The organism is Mitsuaria sp. 7 (assembly GCF_001653795.1).
Classification (GTDB): Bacteria; Pseudomonadota; Gammaproteobacteria; order Burkholderiales; family Burkholderiaceae_C; genus Roseateles.
Genome location: NZ_CP011514.1, coordinates 2,029,690 through 2,048,022, shown reverse-complemented (window position 1 = coordinate 2,048,022; position 18,333 = coordinate 2,029,690). Strand labels below are relative to the sequence as shown.

General features: G+C 71.0%; 16 protein-coding genes. 8 read left to right on the top strand and 8 right to left on the bottom strand.

Going from position 1 to position 18,333, the window contains the following annotated elements:
- Positions 1-2 precede the first annotated feature (2 nt).
- Positions 3-605, bottom strand: coding sequence for a TetR/AcrR family transcriptional regulator (locus ABE85_RS09025; RefSeq protein ID WP_231993266.1), 603 nt, complete (start codon positions 603-605; stop codon positions 3-5).
- 174 nt (positions 606-779) lie between these two features.
- On the opposite strand from ABE85_RS09025, the gene ABE85_RS09020 reads away from it, so the two are divergent.
- Positions 780-1,520: an SDR family NAD(P)-dependent oxidoreductase gene (locus ABE85_RS09020; protein ID WP_067272895.1), complete on the top strand. Its 741-nt coding sequence runs from the start codon at positions 780-782 to the stop codon at positions 1,518-1,520.
- Here ABE85_RS09020 and ABE85_RS09015 read toward each other — a convergent pair.
- The 3 genes from ABE85_RS09015 to ABE85_RS09005 are packed head-to-tail and all read right to left on the bottom strand — an operon-like array spanning position 1,492 to position 7,309.
- The gene (locus ABE85_RS09015; RefSeq protein WP_197507270.1) at positions 1,492-4,713 is read right to left on the bottom strand and encodes an efflux RND transporter permease subunit; all 3,222 of its coding nucleotides are present in this window, start codon (positions 4,711-4,713) and stop codon (positions 1,492-1,494) included. The two genes, ABE85_RS09020 and ABE85_RS09015, sit on opposite strands and share 29 nt — an antisense overlap.
- Positions 4,710-5,822: an efflux RND transporter periplasmic adaptor subunit gene (locus ABE85_RS09010; protein ID WP_067272892.1), complete on the bottom strand. Its 1,113-nt coding sequence runs from the start codon at positions 5,820-5,822 to the stop codon at positions 4,710-4,712. The genes ABE85_RS09015 and ABE85_RS09010 overlap by 4 nt, the downstream gene beginning before the upstream one ends.
- Positions 5,819-7,309 (bottom strand): efflux transporter outer membrane subunit, encoded by a 1,491-nt coding sequence (locus ABE85_RS09005; RefSeq protein ID WP_067272891.1) that lies wholly within the window; start codon positions 7,307-7,309, stop codon positions 5,819-5,821. The genes ABE85_RS09010 and ABE85_RS09005 overlap by 4 nt, the downstream gene beginning before the upstream one ends.
- 119 nt (positions 7,310-7,428) lie before the next feature.
- Here ABE85_RS09005 and ABE85_RS09000 point away from each other — a divergent pair, with 119 nt between their 5' ends.
- The 3 genes from ABE85_RS09000 (at position 7,429) to ABE85_RS08990 (ending at position 11,712) form a co-directional block, all read left to right on the top strand.
- Positions 7,429-8,289 carry a MipA/OmpV family protein gene (locus tag ABE85_RS09000; protein WP_082938466.1) on the top strand — a complete coding sequence of 287 codons (861 nt, stop codon included), beginning with the start codon at positions 7,429-7,431 and terminating at the stop codon, positions 8,287-8,289.
- 12 nt (positions 8,290-8,301) lie between these two features.
- A complete protein-coding gene (locus tag ABE85_RS08995; protein ID WP_082938465.1) occupies positions 8,302-9,750 on the top strand; it encodes an ATP-binding protein in 1,449 nt (482 codons plus the stop codon).
- Between the two features lie 96 nt (positions 9,751-9,846).
- Positions 9,847-11,712 (top strand): AI-2E family transporter, encoded by a 1,866-nt coding sequence (locus tag ABE85_RS08990; RefSeq protein WP_067272882.1) that lies wholly within the window; start codon positions 9,847-9,849, stop codon positions 11,710-11,712.
- A gap of 3 nt (positions 11,713-11,715) precedes the next feature.
- Here ABE85_RS08990 and ABE85_RS08985 read toward each other — a convergent pair whose 3' ends face one another.
- The 3 genes from ABE85_RS08985 to ABE85_RS08975 all read right to left on the bottom strand — a co-directional run bounded on the left by ABE85_RS08985 (position 11,716) and on the right by ABE85_RS08975 (position 13,000).
- Positions 11,716-12,009: a hypothetical protein gene (locus ABE85_RS08985; protein WP_067272878.1), complete on the bottom strand. Its 294-nt coding sequence runs from the start codon at positions 12,007-12,009 to the stop codon at positions 11,716-11,718.
- Positions 12,010-12,092: 83 nt separating this feature from the next.
- Entirely contained in the window at positions 12,093-12,461 is a 369-nt protein-coding gene (locus ABE85_RS27920; RefSeq protein ID WP_197507268.1) for a response regulator, read from the bottom strand.
- Between the two features lie 134 nt (positions 12,462-12,595).
- A complete protein-coding gene (locus tag ABE85_RS08975) occupies positions 12,596-13,000 on the bottom strand; it encodes a response regulator (RefSeq protein ID WP_067272872.1) in 405 nt (134 codons plus the stop codon).
- A 263-nt stretch (positions 13,001-13,263) separates the two neighbouring features.
- Here ABE85_RS08975 and ABE85_RS08970 point away from each other — a divergent pair, with 263 nt between their 5' ends.
- Positions 13,264-14,403, top strand: coding sequence for a hypothetical protein (locus tag ABE85_RS08970; protein WP_157522133.1), 1,140 nt, complete (start codon positions 13,264-13,266; stop codon positions 14,401-14,403).
- A 51-nt stretch (positions 14,404-14,454) separates the two neighbouring features.
- Here ABE85_RS08970 and ABE85_RS08965 read toward each other — a convergent pair whose 3' ends face one another.
- On the bottom strand, positions 14,455-15,450 hold the full coding sequence (locus ABE85_RS08965; RefSeq protein WP_082938462.1) for a LysR family transcriptional regulator: 996 nt from the start codon (positions 15,448-15,450) through the stop codon (positions 14,455-14,457).
- 70 nt (positions 15,451-15,520) lie between these two features.
- Here ABE85_RS08965 and ABE85_RS08960 point away from each other — a divergent pair, with 70 nt between their 5' ends.
- The 3 genes from ABE85_RS08960 to ABE85_RS08950 are packed head-to-tail and all read left to right on the top strand — an operon-like array spanning position 15,521 to position 18,302.
- Positions 15,521-16,915 (top strand): acyclic terpene utilization AtuA family protein, encoded by a 1,395-nt coding sequence (locus tag ABE85_RS08960; protein ID WP_067272865.1) that lies wholly within the window; start codon positions 15,521-15,523, stop codon positions 16,913-16,915.
- Positions 16,912-17,298, top strand: a complete 387-nt coding sequence (locus ABE85_RS08955) for a hypothetical protein (protein ID WP_067272863.1) — start codon at positions 16,912-16,914, stop codon at positions 17,296-17,298. The genes ABE85_RS08960 and ABE85_RS08955 overlap by 4 nt, the downstream gene beginning before the upstream one ends.
- Complete coding sequence (locus ABE85_RS08950; RefSeq protein ID WP_067272860.1) at positions 17,295-18,302, top strand: tripartite tricarboxylate transporter substrate binding protein; 1,008 nt, start codon at positions 17,295-17,297, stop codon at positions 18,300-18,302. Before ABE85_RS08955 ends, ABE85_RS08950 begins: the two co-directional genes overlap by 4 nt.
- The last annotated feature ends 31 nt before the right edge of the window (positions 18,303-18,333 follow it).

Here is an 18,333-nt window from a genome sequence, read left to right as displayed (position 1 = left end):
CCTCACCGGCGCTTCACGCGTGCGCCGTCCTTGGCCTTCTTGTGCGACCCGCCCACGATGCCATCCCAGCCGGCCATGGCGATCTCCGCCACGGTCTGGAGTTCGGTCCGTTCGGCGCCGTCGCGCGCGCGGATCGACATCCCGCTCTGCACGGTCTGCAAGTACCTCGCGAGGTGGACGATGTCGAGGGAGGCCGGCAGCTCGCCGTCGGCGACCGCCTGCGCCAGGCGCGCGGAGAGCACCTCGAACGCGCCGCCCCGGGCGCTCTTCATCAGGTCGGCGAGTTCCTCATGGCCCTCGCTGCCGACCACGCCCAGCGTGACCAGGCAGCCGTGGGGGAGATCGAAGTCCGATCCCGTCATCGCGGCCGCCGAGTCCCACAGATAGGCGAACGCCGCGTCGCGCGCCGTGGCCGCCTCGCGGAAGCGGCCCAGGACGAGGTCCTCGAAGGTGGCGGCGTACAGCCGGAGCGTCTCCGCATACAGGTCGTCCTTCGAGCCGAAAGCGGCATACAGGCTGGTCGAGCCGATGCCCAGCACCGCCGTCAGATCGGCGATCGACGTCGCCTCATAGCCCTTGACCCAGAAGAGCTTCATGGCCTTCATCAAGGCGTCCTCGCGGTCGAATGCACGTGGCCGCCCGCGGCTGCGCGGCGCGGCGCTCACGGGCTCAACCGGCCCCGGAATCTCTTTTTGCAGTGATCGATTCATAAATAGCTTGACCCCATCGTTGCCACCATTCTACGATTAATGCATCGATCACTGCATAAAGGACGAATCATGAGCACCCTCACTGGAAAACGCGCCCTGGTCACCGGCGGTTCCCGCGGCATCGGAGCGGCCATCGCCGTCGCGCTGGCGGAAGACGGCGCGGATGTCGCGCTGACCTATCAGAACTCGCCCGAGCGGGCCCAGGCGGTCGTGGCATCCATCGAGCAGCTCGGCCGCCGCGCCGTGGCCATCCAGGCCGACAGCGCGGATCCCGCCGCCATCAAGCGCTCGGTCGACGAGGCCGTCGGGGCCCTGGGTGGGCTGGACATCCTCGTCAACAACGCCGGCATCGCGCGGTACAGCGCGATCGCGGACATCGGCGTGGAGGACATCGATGCGCTGCTCGCGGTCAACGTCCGCGGGCCCGTGCTGGCGACGCAGGCGGCGATTCCGCACCTCGGTGTGGGCGGCCGCGTGATCACCATCGGCTCGGCCGGGGCGGACCGCATCGTCGGATCGCCGGGCACGGTCTACTACATGACCAAGTCGGCGCTGCAGTCGTTCAACCGAGGACTGGCGCAGGAGCTGGGCCCCAAGGACATCACCGCCAACCTCGTGCAACCGGGCTCGACCGACACCGACATGAATCCCGCCAACGGCGAGAGCGCGGACTACCAGCGCGGCCTCACGCCGCTGGGGCGCTTCGCCGCGCCGGCGGATATCGCCGCGGCGGTGACCTTCCTCGCGAGCCCGGGGGCAAGACATGTCACCGGCACGATCATCACGGTGGACGGCGGACTGCTGACCTGAGTTCGTCGACCGTGTCGGAGGCGGTCCTGCCGTCAAGCTTGATCCGCTTGACGCGCTTGATGCGCTCGATGACGTCGTCCACCAAGCTGTAGACGACCGGGATGACCAGCAGGCTCAGGAAGGTGGACGTGATCAGCCCGCCGATGACGACGATGGCCATCGGCGACCGGAAGCTGGGATCGCCCACATAGCCCAGCGCCACGGGCAGCATCCCCGCGCCCATCGCGATCGTCGTCATGACGATGGGCCGCGCGCGCTTGCGGCAGGCGTCGACGATCGCCTCCATGCGGCCCAGGCCGTGATCTCGGCGCGCGATGACGATGTAGTCGATCAGCAGGATGGAGTTCTTCGTCGCCACGCCCATCAGCATGATCAGCCCGATCATCGACGGCATCGACAGCGTGGAGCCGGCCAGGAACAGCGCCAGCATCGCCCCCGGCACCGACAGCACCAGCGCGATCAGGATGGTCAGCGGCTGGACGAAGTTGTTCAGCAGCAGCGCCAGCACCATGTAGATGCAGAGCACGCCCGTCAGCATCGCCATGCCGAAACCGGACGCCATCTCGTCCATGTCCTCCGCGTCGCCTAGCGCGCCCAGCGTGATGCCGCGCGGCAGCTGCTTGAGCGCCGGCAGCGCCAGCACCTCGTTCTCGATGTCGCCGAGCGGACGTCCGTTGGCCTCGACACTGAGGGTGATCGTGCGCTGCCGGTCCTGCCGCTGGATCTCCGACGGACCGCTGCCGAAGTCCAGCGCGGCGACATGCTCCAAGGGCACCGGGCCGCGCGCGCCGGGCACCGGCAGACGGCGGATGGTGTCCAGGTCCTCGCGGGCGGCGTCGCTCAGGCGCACCATCACCGGCACCTGCCGTTCGCTCAGGTTCAGCTTGGCGAGCGACTGCGCGTAGTCGCCCATCGTCGCCACCCGCAGGGTCTCGGCGATGGCCGCCGAGGTCACGCCGAGGTCGCCCGCCCGTGCGAAGTCGGGCCGCACGCGCAGCTCCGGCCGCGAGACACTGGCCGTCGAGCTGACCGCGCCGACGCCGGACAGGGTGCGCAGCTCGCGTTCGACCTGCGCGGCGTGGCGCTCCAGCCGTTCGGCGTCGTCGCCGGCCAGCGTCAGCTGGTAGTCGGCGCCGGAGCCGCCTTCGCCCACCTTCACGCGCACGCCGGGCAGCACGGCCAGGCGCTCGCGCAGCTGCGCCTCGATCTGCTGCTGCTTGAGGCCGTCCTCGCGGTCCGACCGGTGCGTGAGCTGCAAGGTCAGCACGGCCGTGCGCACGTTGGCGGCACCGCCATCATCGCCCCCCGGACCGCTGCCGCCGGAACCCGCGACCCCGATCACCGTGAACACGCCATGCACGTGGCGATGCTTGGCCAGGAGCACGCGGGCGCGCTCGGCCATCGCCATCGTCGCGGGCAGCTTGCTGCCCGGCGGCAGCGTCAGCGTGACCTGCGTCTTCACGCCGTCGTCCGGCGGGATGAAGGTGGTCGGCAGCAGGAAGGCCAGGCCGATGCCGCCCAGGAAGAACGCCGTCGCCACACCGACCGTGATCGCGCGATGGCGCAGGCACCAGCGCGCCCCGCCGAGGTACACGCGAACCCAGCGCGGCTCGGCCTTGTGCCCATCCTTGTGCCCATCCTTGTGCCCGTCCTTATGTCCGTCCTCGTGCCCGTCCTTGTGTCCGTCTTTGAGGCCATCCTTGTCCGCTTGTCTGGGCGCACGCAGCAGGTAGGCCGCCATCATCGGCGTCAGCAGCCGCGCCACCACCAGCGAGAACAGCACCGCGCCCGCCGCCGTCCAGCCGAACTGGACGAAGAACTTGCCGACCGTGCCGCTCATGAAGGCCGTCGGCAGGAACACGGCGACCAGCGTGAAGGTGGTCGCGATCACGGCCAGGCCGATCTCGTCCGCGGCTTCCATGGCCGCCTCGTACGCGGACTTGCCCATCAGCAGGTGGCGCTCGATGTTCTCGATCTCGACGATGGCGTCGTCGACCAGCACACCCACCACCAGCGATAGCGACAGCAGCGTCACCGTGTTCAGCGTGAAGCCCATCCAGTGCATCAGCGCGAAGGTCGGGATCACCGACATCGGCAGCGCGACCGCGGCGACGAAGGTCGCGCGCCAGTCCCGCAGGAACAGGAACACCACCAGCACGGCGAGCGCCGCGCCCTCGACCAGCAGGCGCATCGAGCCGTCGTAGTTCTCGACGATCTCGCCGGTGAAGTCGACCGCCTCGACGAAGCGCAGGTCCGGCCGGCGCTTCTGCAGGCCGGCGACAGCGCGCCGCACGCCCTCGGCCACGTCCAACTCGCCGAAGCCGCGCGCGCGGACGATCTCGAAGCCCACGACCGGCGAGCCGTCGAGCAAGGCGGCGGCGCGGGGCTCCGCGGCGGTGTCGGTCACCGTGGCGACCTGGCCGATGCGGATGCGGCGGCCGTCGGTCAAGGACAGCTCGATGGCGGCGATGTCCTCGGCCGTCTGCACCGTCGCGATGGTGCGCACGGACTGCTCGATGCCGCCCAGGTCGACACGGCCGCCCGAGGCTTCCTGCTGCACCTCGCGCAGCTGGCGCGAGATCTCCGCCGCCGTCGTGTTCAGCGCAAGCAGGCGGCGCGGGTCGAGTTCCACGCGCACTTCGCGCTCGATGCCGCCGACGCGGTTGACCGCGCCGACGCCGGGCACGGCGAGCAGCGCCCGGCTCACCTCGTTGTCGATGTACCAGGACACCGCCTCGAGGTCCTGCCGCGGCGAGCCCACGGTGAAGGTCAGGATCGCCGAGCCGACGATCTCGACCTTCTTGATGACCGGATCGCGCAGGTCTGCCGGGAGGTCGGCGCGCACCCGCGCCACCGCGTCGCGGACGTCGTCGATCGCCTGGTCCGTGGGCTTCTCCAGGCGGAACTCGATCGCGATGTCGGCGGCGCCGTCGGTCAGCGTCGTGTTCATGTGCTTGACGCCCTGGACTGTCGCCAGCGAGTTCTCGATCTTGCGCGCGACCTCCGTCTCCATCTGCGACGGCGAGGCGCCGGGCAGCGAGGCGGAGACCGAGACGCGCGGCACGTCGATGTCGGGGAAGTTCTGCACCGACAGCGCGGAGAAGGCCATCAGGCCGAGCACGGTCAGCAGGACGAAGAGCAGGATCGCGGGCGAAGGATTTCGGATCGACCACGAGGAGACATTGATGTTCATTTGGTCCCTTCCACCACGCGGACCAGGTCGTTGTCGCCCAGGAAGGCGCCGCCCGAGGCGACGACGCGATCGGTGCGATCGAGTCCGTCGAGGATCTCCATCAGGTCGCCGGACTGGCGGCCAACCTTCACGCGGGCCTGGGTGACCCGGTCCTTGGCGTCGATCCGCATCACCTGGTGCAGGCCGTCGCGCATCTGCACGGCGCTGCGCGGCAGGACCATCGCGGCGCTGCTGCCCAGGTCGAAGTCGCCGTGCGCGTAGGTGCCGGCGCGCGCTGCGGGATGGCGCGGCAGGTCGACATACACCAGGCCGTTGCGCGTGAGCGTGTCGACCGACGGCGCGATCATGCGCACGCGGCCGTCGACCGCGTCGCCGTTGACCAGCGTGACGCGCACGCGTTGCCCCGGCTTGAGGTGGGCGAGGTCGGGCGCGGCGATCTCCGCGCGCCATTCGACGCGGCCGCCGCGGATCATGCGGAACAGCTCCTGGCCGGCCGGCACCACCGATCCCACCGTCGCCGCGCGGGCGGAGATGACGCCGTCGTCGGGCGCGAGCACCCGGGTGTGCTTGAGCTTCAGCGCCTGGCTCTCCTCGATGGCGCGCGCGGCGTCGAGCTTCGCCTTCGCGGACCGCGCGGCGGCGTCGTACTGCTGGATCTGCTGCGTCGACATCGCGCCGCTTTCCTGCAGCGCCTGCGCGCGCTGCGCATTGGCCGAGGCTTCGCTGAGCGCCACGGCCGCCTGCGCGACTTCCGCGCGACGCTGCGCGAGTTCGGCGTTCACCGTGTCGGCGGAGAAGGTCGCCAGGACCTGGCCGCGACGGACTTCGTCGCCGACGTTCACCGTCACCTCGGTGAGGCGCAGGCCGCTGGCCTCGGAGCCGATCAGCGCCTCCTGCCAGGCCGTCACGTTGCCGTTGGCGGACAGGCGGATCGGGAGCGTCGCGGGTCGCAGCCGCGCGACGGCGACCGCGAGCGCGGGCGTCTCCTTGTGCGCGGCGGCGGGATCGCTGGCCGCGGCGGACGTCCCGACGAACTTGACGGCGAGGGCGGCGCAGAGCAGGGCCGCGCCCGCCACGGTCAGGGTGAGCTTGAGGGAGGGAGTCATCATGGGCGGAGCAGGTCGGAGGGGAAGGGGGAGGCGGAAGCCGTCGTCTCGGGCGCCGGCCGGCGGGGCGTTGCCGCGCCGTCGTCCGGCGCGGGCGAGGCCCAGCCGCCGCCGACGGCGCGATACAGCGAGATCCAGGCGAGCAGCCGCTCGTGGCGCAGCTCGTTCAGCGTGCTCTGCGAGGACAGCAGCGAGCGGCGCGCGTCCTCGACCTCGAACAGGCTGGACGCGCCGGCCTCGTAGCTGGCGGCGGTGGCGCGGTAGGAGCGCTCGTAGCCGAGCGCCGCGGTCGCGGCGTCCTCCTGCCGCAGCGCGGTGCTCTGCAGCGTGACGAGGGCGCTTTCGACCTCCTGCACGGCGGTGCGCAGCCGGGCCGCGTAGACGCGGATCGCGGCGCCGTGGCGCTCCCGCGCGGCCTCGGCGTTGGCGCGGCGCGTGCCGCCGTCGAAGAGCGGGAAGGTGATGGCCACCGGCCCCACGGACCACACAGTGCCATCGGTCGAGAGGCCCGCGCTGCTGGATCGCGCGGCGCCCAGGTTGCCCGCGAGCGTGATGCGCGGCCATCGCCGCGCGGCGGCCTGCGTCGCATCGGCGCCGGCGGCGGCGACATCGCGTTCCGCCGCCTGGATGTCGGGACGCTGCGCGAGCACCTCGGCCGGCAGCGAGGTCACGCTGAACTCGCGCGGTTGCGGAAACCGGGTGGCGCGGGTGGCCAGTTCGGCGCGCAGGGCGGTCTCCTCGCGGGCGGTCAGCGCGACCAGCGACTTCACCAGCAGGTCGCAATTCGTCAGCTGCCGCATCAGCGCGACCCGGCCTTCCGCCGCGCTGGCCTGGGCGAGCGCGGCCGCGGCCGGCGAGCGCGCGCCGGCCTGCGTCGCCTGGACGGTCAGCTGCGCGAGGCGCAGGCGCGAGGCCGCGTCCTGGTCGAGCTGATGGGCCTGGGCCTCGCAGGCGCGCAGGTCGGCGTAGGCGCCGGCGACCTCGGCGGCGACGGAGACCCGCGCGCCGTGCCACGCCGCTTGCGACGACGCGAATCGCGCCTGCGCCGCCTGGGCCCCGGCGCGGTTGGCGCCGAAGACGTCCAGCTCCCACTGCAGCTGCAGGCTGGCGGACGCCGACTTGACGAGCGGGGCGCCGGGTTCGGGCCGGGCGCGGGAGGCGCTCGCGCCGAGGTCGACGGTGGGCAGCAGCGCGGCCTCGCCCGCCTGACGCGCGGCGCGGGCGTCGGCGATGTTGGCGGCGGCGGTGGCGACGGTCGGGCTCGCGTCCTGCGCGTCGGTGACCAGCGTCGCGAGCAGCGGATCGTCGAACTGCGACCACCAGCGGCGCAGGTCCGTCGTCTGGCCGCCGTGCGGCTGCGGGGCCTGCCACTGCGCGGGCACCGGGACCGTGCCCGGCGCGGGGTCAGGACTTGCCGGCGAGGACAGCGAGCCGCAGGCGCCCAGAAGCGGCAGGCTCAGGAGGGTGAAGGGAAGGGAGCGTCGGTGCATGGGCCGCGACTGTCCCGTCGGCCGTCTTTCCGGATCCTTACCGGCGTACGGTAAGTCCTCAGTAAGACTGCGGCACCGACCATGCGGGCTCCAATCACCGCCCCTCTCGGGAACTTCTCATGGCACCGCAGACACGACTCCTTTCGCAAGCTCCCCGCACGTCCTCGCGCGCGTTCTTCCCGTTCTCCCGCGCCGTCCTCTCTTCCGCCGCCGTTCTCTGCGTGTCGGCGCCGCTGTCCGCGATGGCGGCCGGTCCCGGTGGTCCTGGCGGTCCCGGCGGCAAGGAAGGCGAATCGTCGTGGGGCCTGGGCGTCGGCGCCGTGAGCTCCCAGAAGGCCTACACGGGCTACGACCGCGAGACCAAGGTGCTGCCGATCATCAGTTACGAGAACCGCTGGGTGAAGGTCGCCGGGCTGGGGGTGACGGGCAAGCTGCCGAGCTGGAACATCAGCCCGTCGCAGCGCGTCGACTTCGGCCTGGTGGCCAAGCTGGACCTGGGCGGCTACAAGCAGGACGACGCGCCCATCCTCAACGGCATGGCCGAGCGCAAGGGCGGCGTGTGGCTGGGCGCCAAGGCCGAGTGGAAGACCGACATGTTCGACCTCGGCGGCGAATGGACGGCGGACGCCTCCGGCAACAGCAAGGGCCAGAAATTCGCGCTGACGCTGGAGAAGACCTGGCGCCTCGGAGGCCAGTTCATGCTGACGCCGCGCCTGGGCGCGAACTGGGTCGACAAGAAGTACGTCGACTACTACTACGGCGTGCGCGCGGATGAAGTCCGCGCCGGCCGCGCGTTCTACCAGGGCAAGTCGACGACCAACGCCGAGGTGGGCCTGCGCACGATGTACCTGTTCAACCAGCACCACGCGATGCTGCTGGACCTCAGCGTCACGTCGCTGGGCAGCGGCATCAAGGACAGCTCGCTGGTCGACCGTTCGACGGAGAATCGCGTCTTCGTGGGTTACCAGTACCGCTTCTGATGGCCGTTTCCGATGCTTGAAGACAGCCGAGCACCCGCCGACCGCGCGCCGTCGGGCGCGACCCCGGGATGGATGAACAGCCTCACCGTGAAGGTGATGGCGGCCTATCTCGCGGGGGTCGTGCTGACCGTGGCAACGCTGGTGCTCGTCTTCGACGGCGTGGCGCGCTGGCGCGGCACGCGCTACTTCGACGAGGACATTTCCGAATTCGCCGAGGAACTCGCGGAGAAGCTCGTGTTCGACGCGGACGGCACGCCGATCGGCTTGAACGCGCGTGTCCGGCAGTATGACTGGATGTACGTCAGGCTGAAGGACGACCTGGCGTACCGGCTGCTGGACGCGTCGGGCCGGGTCGTGCTCGCGTCGCCGGAGTCGGACGCCTTCTGGGCCGCGAGCGGTCCGGGCGCGCGCCGGCTGAAGCAGGGCAACTTCTCGTTCACGTACGCCGGGCAGTCGATGCGCGGGGCCACCGAGGTGGTCCGGCACGACGGTCGCGCCTGGTACTTCCAGCAGGCCGGCAGCGCGCGGCTCTTCGAGCTCTTCGACGTGGAGTTCGCGATGCTGTTCATGAGCAAGGGCATGGGCCTGTTCGCCCTGACGCTGCTGCTGGTCTTCGGCGTCTGCGCCTACCTGACGCTGCGGCGCGTGCTGCAGCCGCTGCACGAGGTCTCGGCGTCGGCGGCGGCGATCTCGCCGCGATCGGTGCACGGGCGGCTGCAGATCGACCGCGTGCCGACGGAGATCGTCCCGCTGGTCGAGAGCTTCAACCGCGCGCTGGACCGGCTGGAGCGCGGGTATCGCGTGCAGCAGGAGTTCCTCGCCACCGCGGCGCACGAACTGAAGACGCCGCTGGCGCTGATCCGCGCGCAGGTGGAGCTCATGGCCTCGGGCAAAGGGCCCGACATGCTGCTGCAGGACGTCGAGCACATGACGCGGCAGGTGCAGCAGCTGCTGTTGCTGGCCGAGGCGAGCGAAGCGCAGAACTATGTCTTCGCGCCCACCGACGTGGTCGCGGCGGCGCATGAGGCGGTCGACTACCTGACGCGGATGTCGACGGCGCGCGGGGTGGATCTCGATGTCGTGGTCGGTGCCGCGGACAGGGCGGATGCGTCGGACCCGGCGAGTGCGCCGGGCGGGGCGGTGATGTGGGATGCGGACCGCGGCGCCTTGTTCACGCTGCTCAAGAACCTGCTGGAGAACGCCATCCAGCATGCGCCGGCCGGCAGTCTCGTGAGCGTGGAGATCGAGGGCGATCGCCTGTCGGTCCGCGATCGAGGACCGGGCGTGAGCCCGCACCAGCTGTCGCGGATGTTCGCGCGCTTCTGGCGCGGCGCGCATCGCCGCGACCATGGCGCCGGCCTCGGCCTGGCGATCTGCCAGGAGATCGCGGAGGCGCATGGATGGACGCTGTCCGCGCAGCCGGAGGATCCGGGGCTGCGGATGGTGGTGGCCAAGGCCTGAAGCGCTGGCGAGGGGCTGCGCCGGCCGTCGGCGCCTGCGACGGCGACGTGCCGCAGGCCGTGGGCATACTCCCAGGTCGGACGTCCGCGAATCCCCATGACTCAATCCTCTCCTTCGTCGCCCCTGGCCGCCAAGTTCCTCATCGGCGTGTCCGTCCTGGGGCTGCTCTACCTGGGCAGGGAAGTGCTGGTGCCGATGACGCTGGCGGGGACGCTGGCGTTCGTCCTGGCGCCCTTCGTGCGGCGGTTCCGACGCCTCGGACTGGGGCAGACCGCGGCCGCCATCTCGGCCCTGCTGCTGGCCGGCTGCTTCATGGTGGTCCTCGGCGCGGCGCTCCTGGGCCAGTTGAGCGCCATGTCCCGCGAGCTGCCGGCCTACGAGGCCAACCTGCAGGAGAAGGTGAGCACGCTGCGCAAGCTCACGGTCGACCAGCTGGAAGAGGCGCATGGCCGGGCCGGTCGCATGATGGGGACCTTGAAGTCGTCCCCGTCGTCCCCGTCGTCCTCATCGACCGCCGAGCCCGCAGATAGCGGCGATCCGGAGTGGCCGTCCCGGCGTCGGACGACATCGCCCGCGGAACCGCCGGACCGCGGCGTGGACGCGCTGAGGCAACTGGCCGCGGCGGTCTGGGGGCCGGCCGCAACGGTGGGCATCGTCATCCTCGTGCTGATCTTCTCGCTGCTGGAGCAGGACGTGCTCCGCGACCGCCTGATCCGCCTGCTCGGCGGATCGGACATCCGCGCGGCGACCAGCGCCGTGAACGACGCGGGGCAGCGCCTGTCGCGCTATTTCATCTCGCAGTTCACGGTCAATCTCGGCGTGGCCGTGGTGATCGGCGTCCTGCTCGTGGTGCTCGGCATGCCGCACGCCGTGATCTGGGCGGTGCTGGCCGGCGTGCTCCGCTTCATCCCCTACGTCGGATTTCCCGCCGCGGCCCTGGGGGCCTGCGCGGTGGCCGCGGGCGTGTCACCGGGCTGGGATCTCGCCTGGTCGACCGCGCTCGTCTTCCTGGCGGTGGAGCTCGTGGTGGCCCACGTGCTGGAGCCGAGGCTGTACGGACATGCGACGGGACTCTCCCCGCTGTCCGTCGTTGTCGCCGCCATCTTCTGGAGCGCGCTGTGGGGGCCCGTCGGCCTGCTGCTGTCCACGCCGCTGACGCTCTGCCTCGTCGTCGCGGGCCGGCATGTGCCTGCCTTGGCCTTCCTGGACATCCTCCTGGGCGACACGCCCGCCTTGAGCCTCGCGCAACGCTTCTATCAACGGAGCCTGAGCGGCGACGCGGTGGAGATCCTGGCCGACGCCCGAGCGTTCCTGAAGCGGAAATCGCTGGCCGCCTACTGCGACAAGGTGGTCCTGCCCGCGCTCAATCTCGGCAGGGAGGATCTGGGCAGGAACCTGATCACGCAGCAGCAGCGGTCCGCGGCGCAACGCGTCATCCTGCAGGTGCTCGGTGAGTTGACGCGCCTGCCGCACGCGCCCAAGCGCCGATGGACGCCGTCGATGCTGCTGGGCGGCGATCTGGGACTCCAGTTGCGTCAGGACCGGCTGAACATCGAGGCGGGATCGCCCGGCCACGCCGTCGCAGGCGCACCCCCTGCGCTGATGTGCATCAGCATGGATGATCGCGAGGCCCACCTGTCGGCGGAGTTGCTCGTAAGGCTGCTGCGCGGCGATCAGCGGGACGCGTTGCATGTGACCGTGCAGGAACTGGCGAGCGTTCCGGCCGGACTGGACGACGCGGCGGTGCAGGTCGTGCTCGTCGTGGCGGCGGCCGCGGACGGCGCGGTCGAAGCTGACGCGCAGGCGCTCAACGAGAGGCTCGCGCGATGGCCGCAGGCCCGCGTGATCTCCATGTTCTCGGCGAACAGGACCTCCGTGGACCAGATCTCACCGGATCGGCCGCACGACACGGTGTTCTCCTTCGACGAGGCGGTCGCCGCCCTGAAGAAGACCGCGGTCTGAGCGCTAGGCCGCGGTGGCGAGGCTGACGCTGTCCTCGTCGCGCAGCTCCCCCGCGGCCATTTCGTCGAACGACGGCCGGTACTCGGGGGCAGGTCTTGCGTGGTGTTCCTCGGCCTGCGCCCGGGCCATCATCGCGCGACGTGCCGGGTCCGCCTTGATCAGGCGTCGGGCGCGGCCGATCTCCGCGGCATGCTCGGGCCGGCGGCGCTCCCAGTCCGCCAGCAGCGGGCCGTGGCGCTCAGGGAAGATGCACCACCATTCCACGATCGAGGCCGCGTTGTTGAGGTCGAGCAGCATGCCGGTACTCCGGGAGTTGGATGGCTCCATGATACTGTATGTGCATACAGTAGTGGCAAAAAGATGCTGCTGATTGCCTTGTATTAGTGGGGTTGCTCCGGCCCGTCATAGGCCGCCGCGGCCAGATCGAACAGCTGCTCGCACCCGATCGGTTTGCGAACATGGAGGTCGAAGCCCGCGCTCGTGCTGAGCGTCCGGTCCCCCGCGCTGCTGCGGCCGGTCAGCGCCACCAGGCGGGGATGCCCGTCGGCCGGCGCGCCGCGGAGGATGCAGGCCGCTGTGTCGTAGCCGTCCATGCCGGGCATGTCGATGTCCAGGAAGACCAGCGTCGGCTTCATCAACTCGGCCAGCAGCACGGCCTCCGAGCCGTCGTAGATGGCGCACGCGACGAACCCGTTCGTCGCGAGGAGGGCGACGAGGGTGTCGGCGGCATCGACGTTGTCGTCGACCACCAGGATCCTGCAATGCTGCGGCAAGGGGTCGGTCTCTTTCTCAGGCTCAAGGCCTACCGGCAACACCCATGCCCGGGTCGTCCCGGCGCAGCGCAGACCGCAGGCCGCGATCCTCGATCCTCGATCCTCGATCCTCAGATGGCGCTGGCCCGGATCCGCGACTGGCCGAAGGTCACCGGCGCCTGCGCCAGGACGGTCATCGCCTGCAGCAGGCGCTCCATGTCGTAGGTCTTGTCGTAGAAGCCGGTGATGCCCGCCTCCACGCAGCGGGGCCCGTGTTCCGCCTCGTCGGCGGAGGTGACCATGTAGGCGAGGCCCTCATAGCCCGCGGCGCGGAGCCGCTCCATGAGCGCGAAGCCGCTGCCTCGTCCCAGGTCCAGTTCCGTCAGCACGAGGTCGGGCGAACAGAGCGCCGCCAGCAGGACCGCCTGGTCCTCGTCGGAGGCTTGGCCCACCACGGTCGCGGTGGGCACTTCCCGCAGGCGCTCGTAGAGCGTCTTGCGGAAGGCGTCGGAGGGATCGGCGATCAGTATTTTCATGGCGGTGTCCTTGACTCATGGTGGCACCGCCCGGCCTCGATGTCTGCGCCGTTCCCGCCACTCCGGGTGTCAGGCGTTGCCCTACACGGCGGGTTGGCGTGAAGAGGTTCACGGACCCGCATCGGACCGGCGACGCGCACCGCCGGTTGCCACCGGTTGACGCCGGTTGCCGCCTTCCACTGTCCCAGTGATCGGCATCGAAAGTGGATCTGGCCGAGGCGCCGCGCGTTGGGGACACTGCGCGTCCACTCCCGTGCGTCGCCATGCCAGTCCTTCAGCCCCCGGATCCTCAGCCGCGCTTGCCGGCCCGCTTCGCCGGTGAGACCACCGTTGCAGGGGGCACCGCGAGGGCGAGGGCGAAAGACCAGTCGCAAGCGCTGGCGCAGGACGCGGACGCGACGCCGTGGCTGGGCCTCCTGCCGCCGCTGGGCGCGGCGCTCTATCCGCTCCCGCTGGCGGTGTTCCATGCACACGTGGAGGCGGCGAGGGCGGGCGGGATCCTCGACACGGCCATCGCGACGGCCTCGCTGTCCGTGGCCTTCCTGATCCCTCTCCTCGCGCTGTTGGCGGTGGCCCGGCTGCTGCGCGGCACGCCGGTGACCACGGGCCAGTTGCGCGCGCGGCGGGTGGCGCTGCTGGCGGTCAGCGCGCCGGCCTGTTTCGTCGTCGTCGGCGTGTTCAGCTACGTGGCGGGGGTGTCCGATTGGGACCGGTGGCTGCTGGCCGTGTTCTGGGCATCGATGGCGGTCTACGTGGCCAGGGGCGACCGCGCGCGGCCGCTGGCGCCGACGGCGGCCGGCACCATCCCCGGATGGCTGCCGAGGGCACACGGCGCCGCCGCGCTGGCATTCATCCTGATGTTCCTGGCCTGGCATCTCGGCAATCATCTGCTGGGCCTGCTGGGCGACGAGCTGCATCGCTCCGTGATGCACACGCTGCGGCACGTCTACCGCTCGCCATGGGTCGAACCGGTCGTCCTCGGCCTCGGGGCCTTTCTCGTGGTCTCGGGGCTGACGCTGGCGTGGCGGGCGTCGCGGCGGCAGGGCGACTTCCTCCGCGCGCTGCAGCTGTCCGCCGGCGTCTACCTGGCCGTCGCGCTGCCGAGTCACGTGAACTCGGTGCTGTACTTCGCGCGCAGCTTCCTCAGGATCGAATCGGACTGGGACTTCGCCGTCGGCGCGCCGACGGGGCTGATCGGCGATCCCTGGAACATCCGGCTCGTGCCGTACTACGCGCTCGCCGTCGCCGCGGTCATCACGCATGCCTTCTGCGGACTGCGCATGGTGCTCGTGGCGCATGGCGTGTCCGACACGACGGGTCGACGCCTGGTCGCGGCCGGCACCGGCCTCGCCGTGGTCGTGGCGACCGCCATCATGTTTGGCATGTGCGGCTTGCGCCTCTGATCGCTCAGCCAGCGTCGCCGAGGGACTGCCGATGCGCGTGTGATGCCCGGCTCAGCCGATGGGCGCATGCACCGTCACGCCCGCGCGCTTCGGCCCCTGCGCGGCCCAGCGCCACAGCGATTCCGCCATCGCCTGCGCCGCGGCTGACAGCGCCCGGTCGCGACGCCGGATCAGGTAGATGTGGCGCTGCAGTCCCTCGTCGACGATCGGGCGCGCGATCAGGTCCGGATGGTTGAAATGGAACAGCGTCAGCGCCGGCACCAGCGTCACGCCGTGACCCGCGACCACCATGCCCGCCACCGAGCTGAGCTGCTCGAACTCGAGCACCGGTCGCATCGGCAATGAGGGGAGCGCGGCGTCCAGCGCCTGCCGCACGCTGCTGTGGCGCGCCAGTCCGATCAGCGGCTGCGACGCGAGGGTCGCCAGCGTCGGCTTGCGACGCTTCGCGAGCGGATGGTCCCGCCGGCAGACCAGGTAGAAGTCGTCGGACAGGAAGGGCTCGACCGACAGCTCCGGCGCCGTGGCGCGCACGGCGGCCAGCGCCAGGTCGGCGCGGCCCGTGCGGACGCGCTCCACGCAGCTTTCCGAGAGCACGTCCGCGAGATCGAGCTCGATGCCCGGGTACTGCTGGCGGAAGGTCGCGAGGTGCGGCGGCAGCCAGCCCGCCACGAGCGCGGGCAGGGCGGCCAGCGCCACGCGGCCGCGGCGGCGCGCGACGTGGTCGCGCAGGTCGTCGGTCGCCAGGCGCATGTCCTGCAGCAGGCGGCGCGCCGGGTCCAGGAACAGCGTCCCTTCGACGGTGGGCTCGACCGCACGGGTCGTCCGGTCGAAGAGGCGGGCGCCCAGGCTGTCCTCCAGCGACCGGATCAGCGCGCTGAAGGCCGGCTGCGACAGGTGGCACTGCGCCGCCGCACGCGTGAAGCTGCGCAGCTCCGCCAGCGCGACGAAGGCGGCGAGCTGCCGGGCCGACAGGTTGGCCGGCGCCACGCCGTCGTTCGACGGGGCCGGAGTCGCTGAAGCGGAGGGAACGGACGACAGTCGATTCATTTGATTCACCGATCAGTTGATCCAAACAATCGAATTCTCCTATGGGCGGTGGACGTCTACATTCGAGGGCATGGAACACGTCCCAGCGCCTGCTTCAACGTCCGGGTCCCCCTCCTTGCTGGTCGGCTGCGCCGCCGGTTTCTCCGGCGATCGCACCGACGCGGCGCGTCCGGTCGTCGACACGCTGATCCGGCTGGGCGGCCCGGCGGTGCTGATCTTCGAGACGCTGGCCGAGCGCACGCTCGCGCTGGCGCAGCTGGCGCGGCAGCGGGATCCCGAGGGCGGCTTCGAGCCGCTGCTCGACGAGATGCTGCGACCCGTGCTCGCGGACTGCCTGGCCCATCGTCTCCCGATCGTGGGCAACTTCGGCGCGGCGAATCCGCCGGCCGCGGCGCGCCGCGTGCAGGCGCTGGCGGCCGAGCTCGGCCTGCGGGTGCCCGTCGTCGCCGTCGTGGGCGGCGATGCGCTGGAGTCGCCGGACCAACGCGCGCTGCTGATGCGGACGCTGGCGGGCGAAGGGCATGTGATCGCCGACGACGCCATCGCCTGCGCCAACGTGTACCTGGGCGCGGAAGGGATCGCGCAGGCGTTGCGACAGGGCGCGGACGTCGTCGTCACCGGCCGCGTGGCGGACCCGTCGTTGACGGTCGGGCCGGCGCTCGCGCACTTCGGCTGGGCGCCCGACGACTGGGATCGGCTGGCCGGCGCGACGATGGCCGGACATCTGCTCGAGTGCGGCGCGCAGGTCTGCGGCGGCTACTACGCGGACCCGGGATTCAAGGACGTGCCGGACCTGGCGACGGTGGGTTTCCCCATCGCCCGGATCGAGGCCGACGGCAGCTGCACGGTCTTCAAGGCCGACGGCACCGGCGGTTGCGTCGACGAGCACACCGTCAAGGAGCAACTGCTGTACGAGCTGCACGATCCCGCGGCCTACCTGACCCCCGACGTCGTCGCGGACATCGGCGGGGCGCAGGTGCGGCAGGTCGGCGTGGACGAGGTGCGGCTGTCCGGCGTGCGGGGTCATGCGCGACCCGAGGCGCTGAAGGCGAACGTGTTCTTCGCCAACGGCTGGCTGGCGGAGGGCGAGATCTCCTACGCCGGCCCGGGGGCGGAAGCGCGCGCGCGGCTCGCGGCGGAGGTGCTCCAGGCCCGGTTGAACGCGGCGGATCGGCGGGGACCGCTGCGGGTGGATCTGATCGGCGTGACGAGCGTGTTCGGTGACGACGGCGGCGATGCGCTGTCGCGCCTGCCGATGGGCGATGCGCAAGACGTGCGGCTGCGTATCGCGGCGAATCATGCGGACCGCGCGGGCGCGGAGCGCCTGACGCGCGAGGTCACGGCGCTCTACACCTGCGGCCCCGCGGGCGGCGGGGGCGTGAGGACGAACGTCCGACCGCGCCTCGGGCTGCGTTCCTGCCTGTTCCCTCGCGAACTCGCGACCGCCACGGTGACGCTGTCATGACCGATGTCGTCGAACTCCGCTTCGCCGCCCACGGCCGCACCGGAGACAAGGGCGACCGTTCCAACATCAGCGTGATCGCCTGGCATCCCGAGCTGTACCCGCTGCTGGTGGCGCAGCTCACCGAGGACGCGGTGGCCCGCCGGTTCGCGTCCCGCCGGCCGACCCGCGTGACGCGCTACCTGCTGCCGGCGCTGCACGCGATGAACTTCGTGCTGGACGACGTCCTCGACGGCGGCGTCAACGATGCGCTGAACCTCGACAGCCACGGCAAGGCGCTGTCCTTCGTCGTGCTGGCGATGCCTCTGGAAGTACCGGAACACCTGCTGCCGCTGCTCCGGCGACCGGTCCCGAATCACAACGACACGATGGAGACGACCCGATGACCTTTCCCAAGCCCCTCAGCCGCCGGCGGGCCTTGCTGACTGCCGCCAGCGCCGCGGCGTTCTGCGCGGCGACACCCGGGCAAGTCCTGGCACAGGCGCAGGGCACAGGCGCTTATCCGAACCGGCCGATCACCTTCCTGGTCCCGTTCGCCGCCGCGAGCGCGACGGACCAGCTCGCGCGGGCGCTGGGCCAGGCGATCGCGGAGCAGACGAAGCAGGCGGTGGTCGTCGACAACAAGGCGGGGGCGAGCGGCATGCTCGCGGCGCAGCAGGGCGCGCGCGCCGCGCCGGACGGCTACACGGTGCTGATCACGACCAACACGACGCAGGCCGCCAATCCGCACCTGTACCGCAAGCTGCCCTACGACCCGGTGAAGGACTTCGCGCCGGTGACGGGTCTGGGCAAGGGCGGTCAGGTGATGGTGGTGAAGGCGGACGGCCCGTACAAGTCCGTGGCGGACGTGATCGCGCGCGCGAAACGCGAGCCGGGCAAGGTGAGCTTCGGCAGCGGGAGCGCGTCGAGCCGCGTCGCGGGCGAGCAGTTCCAGCAGCTTTCGCACACGCAGCTGCTGCACGTGCCGTACAAGAGCAATCCGCCGGCCTTGACCGACCTGATCGGCGGGCAGGTCGATTTCATGATCACCGACACGGCGACCGGCCTGCCGCAGATCAAGGGCGGGAAGGTGAGGGCGCTGGGCTTCTCGATGACCAAGCGCTCGCCGCTGCTGCCGGACGTGCCGACGATCGCCGAGGCGGGCGTCGCGGGCTACGACATGAGCTACTGGTTCGCGGCCTACGTGCCGGCGGCGACCCCGGCGCCGGTGGTGCAGCGGCTACGCGAGCTGCTGACGGCCGCGTTGCGCAGCGTGCCGGCGAAGACCTTCTTCGACGGCGCCGGCGTGGACGCCTGGGCCAGCACGCCGGACGAGCTGCGCGCGTTCCAGGAAGCGGAGACGCGCAAGTGGGGGCAGATCATCAAGGCGGCGGGGATAGAGCCGGAGTGAGGCTGACTGCCGGGGCCGCTGGCCCTCACCC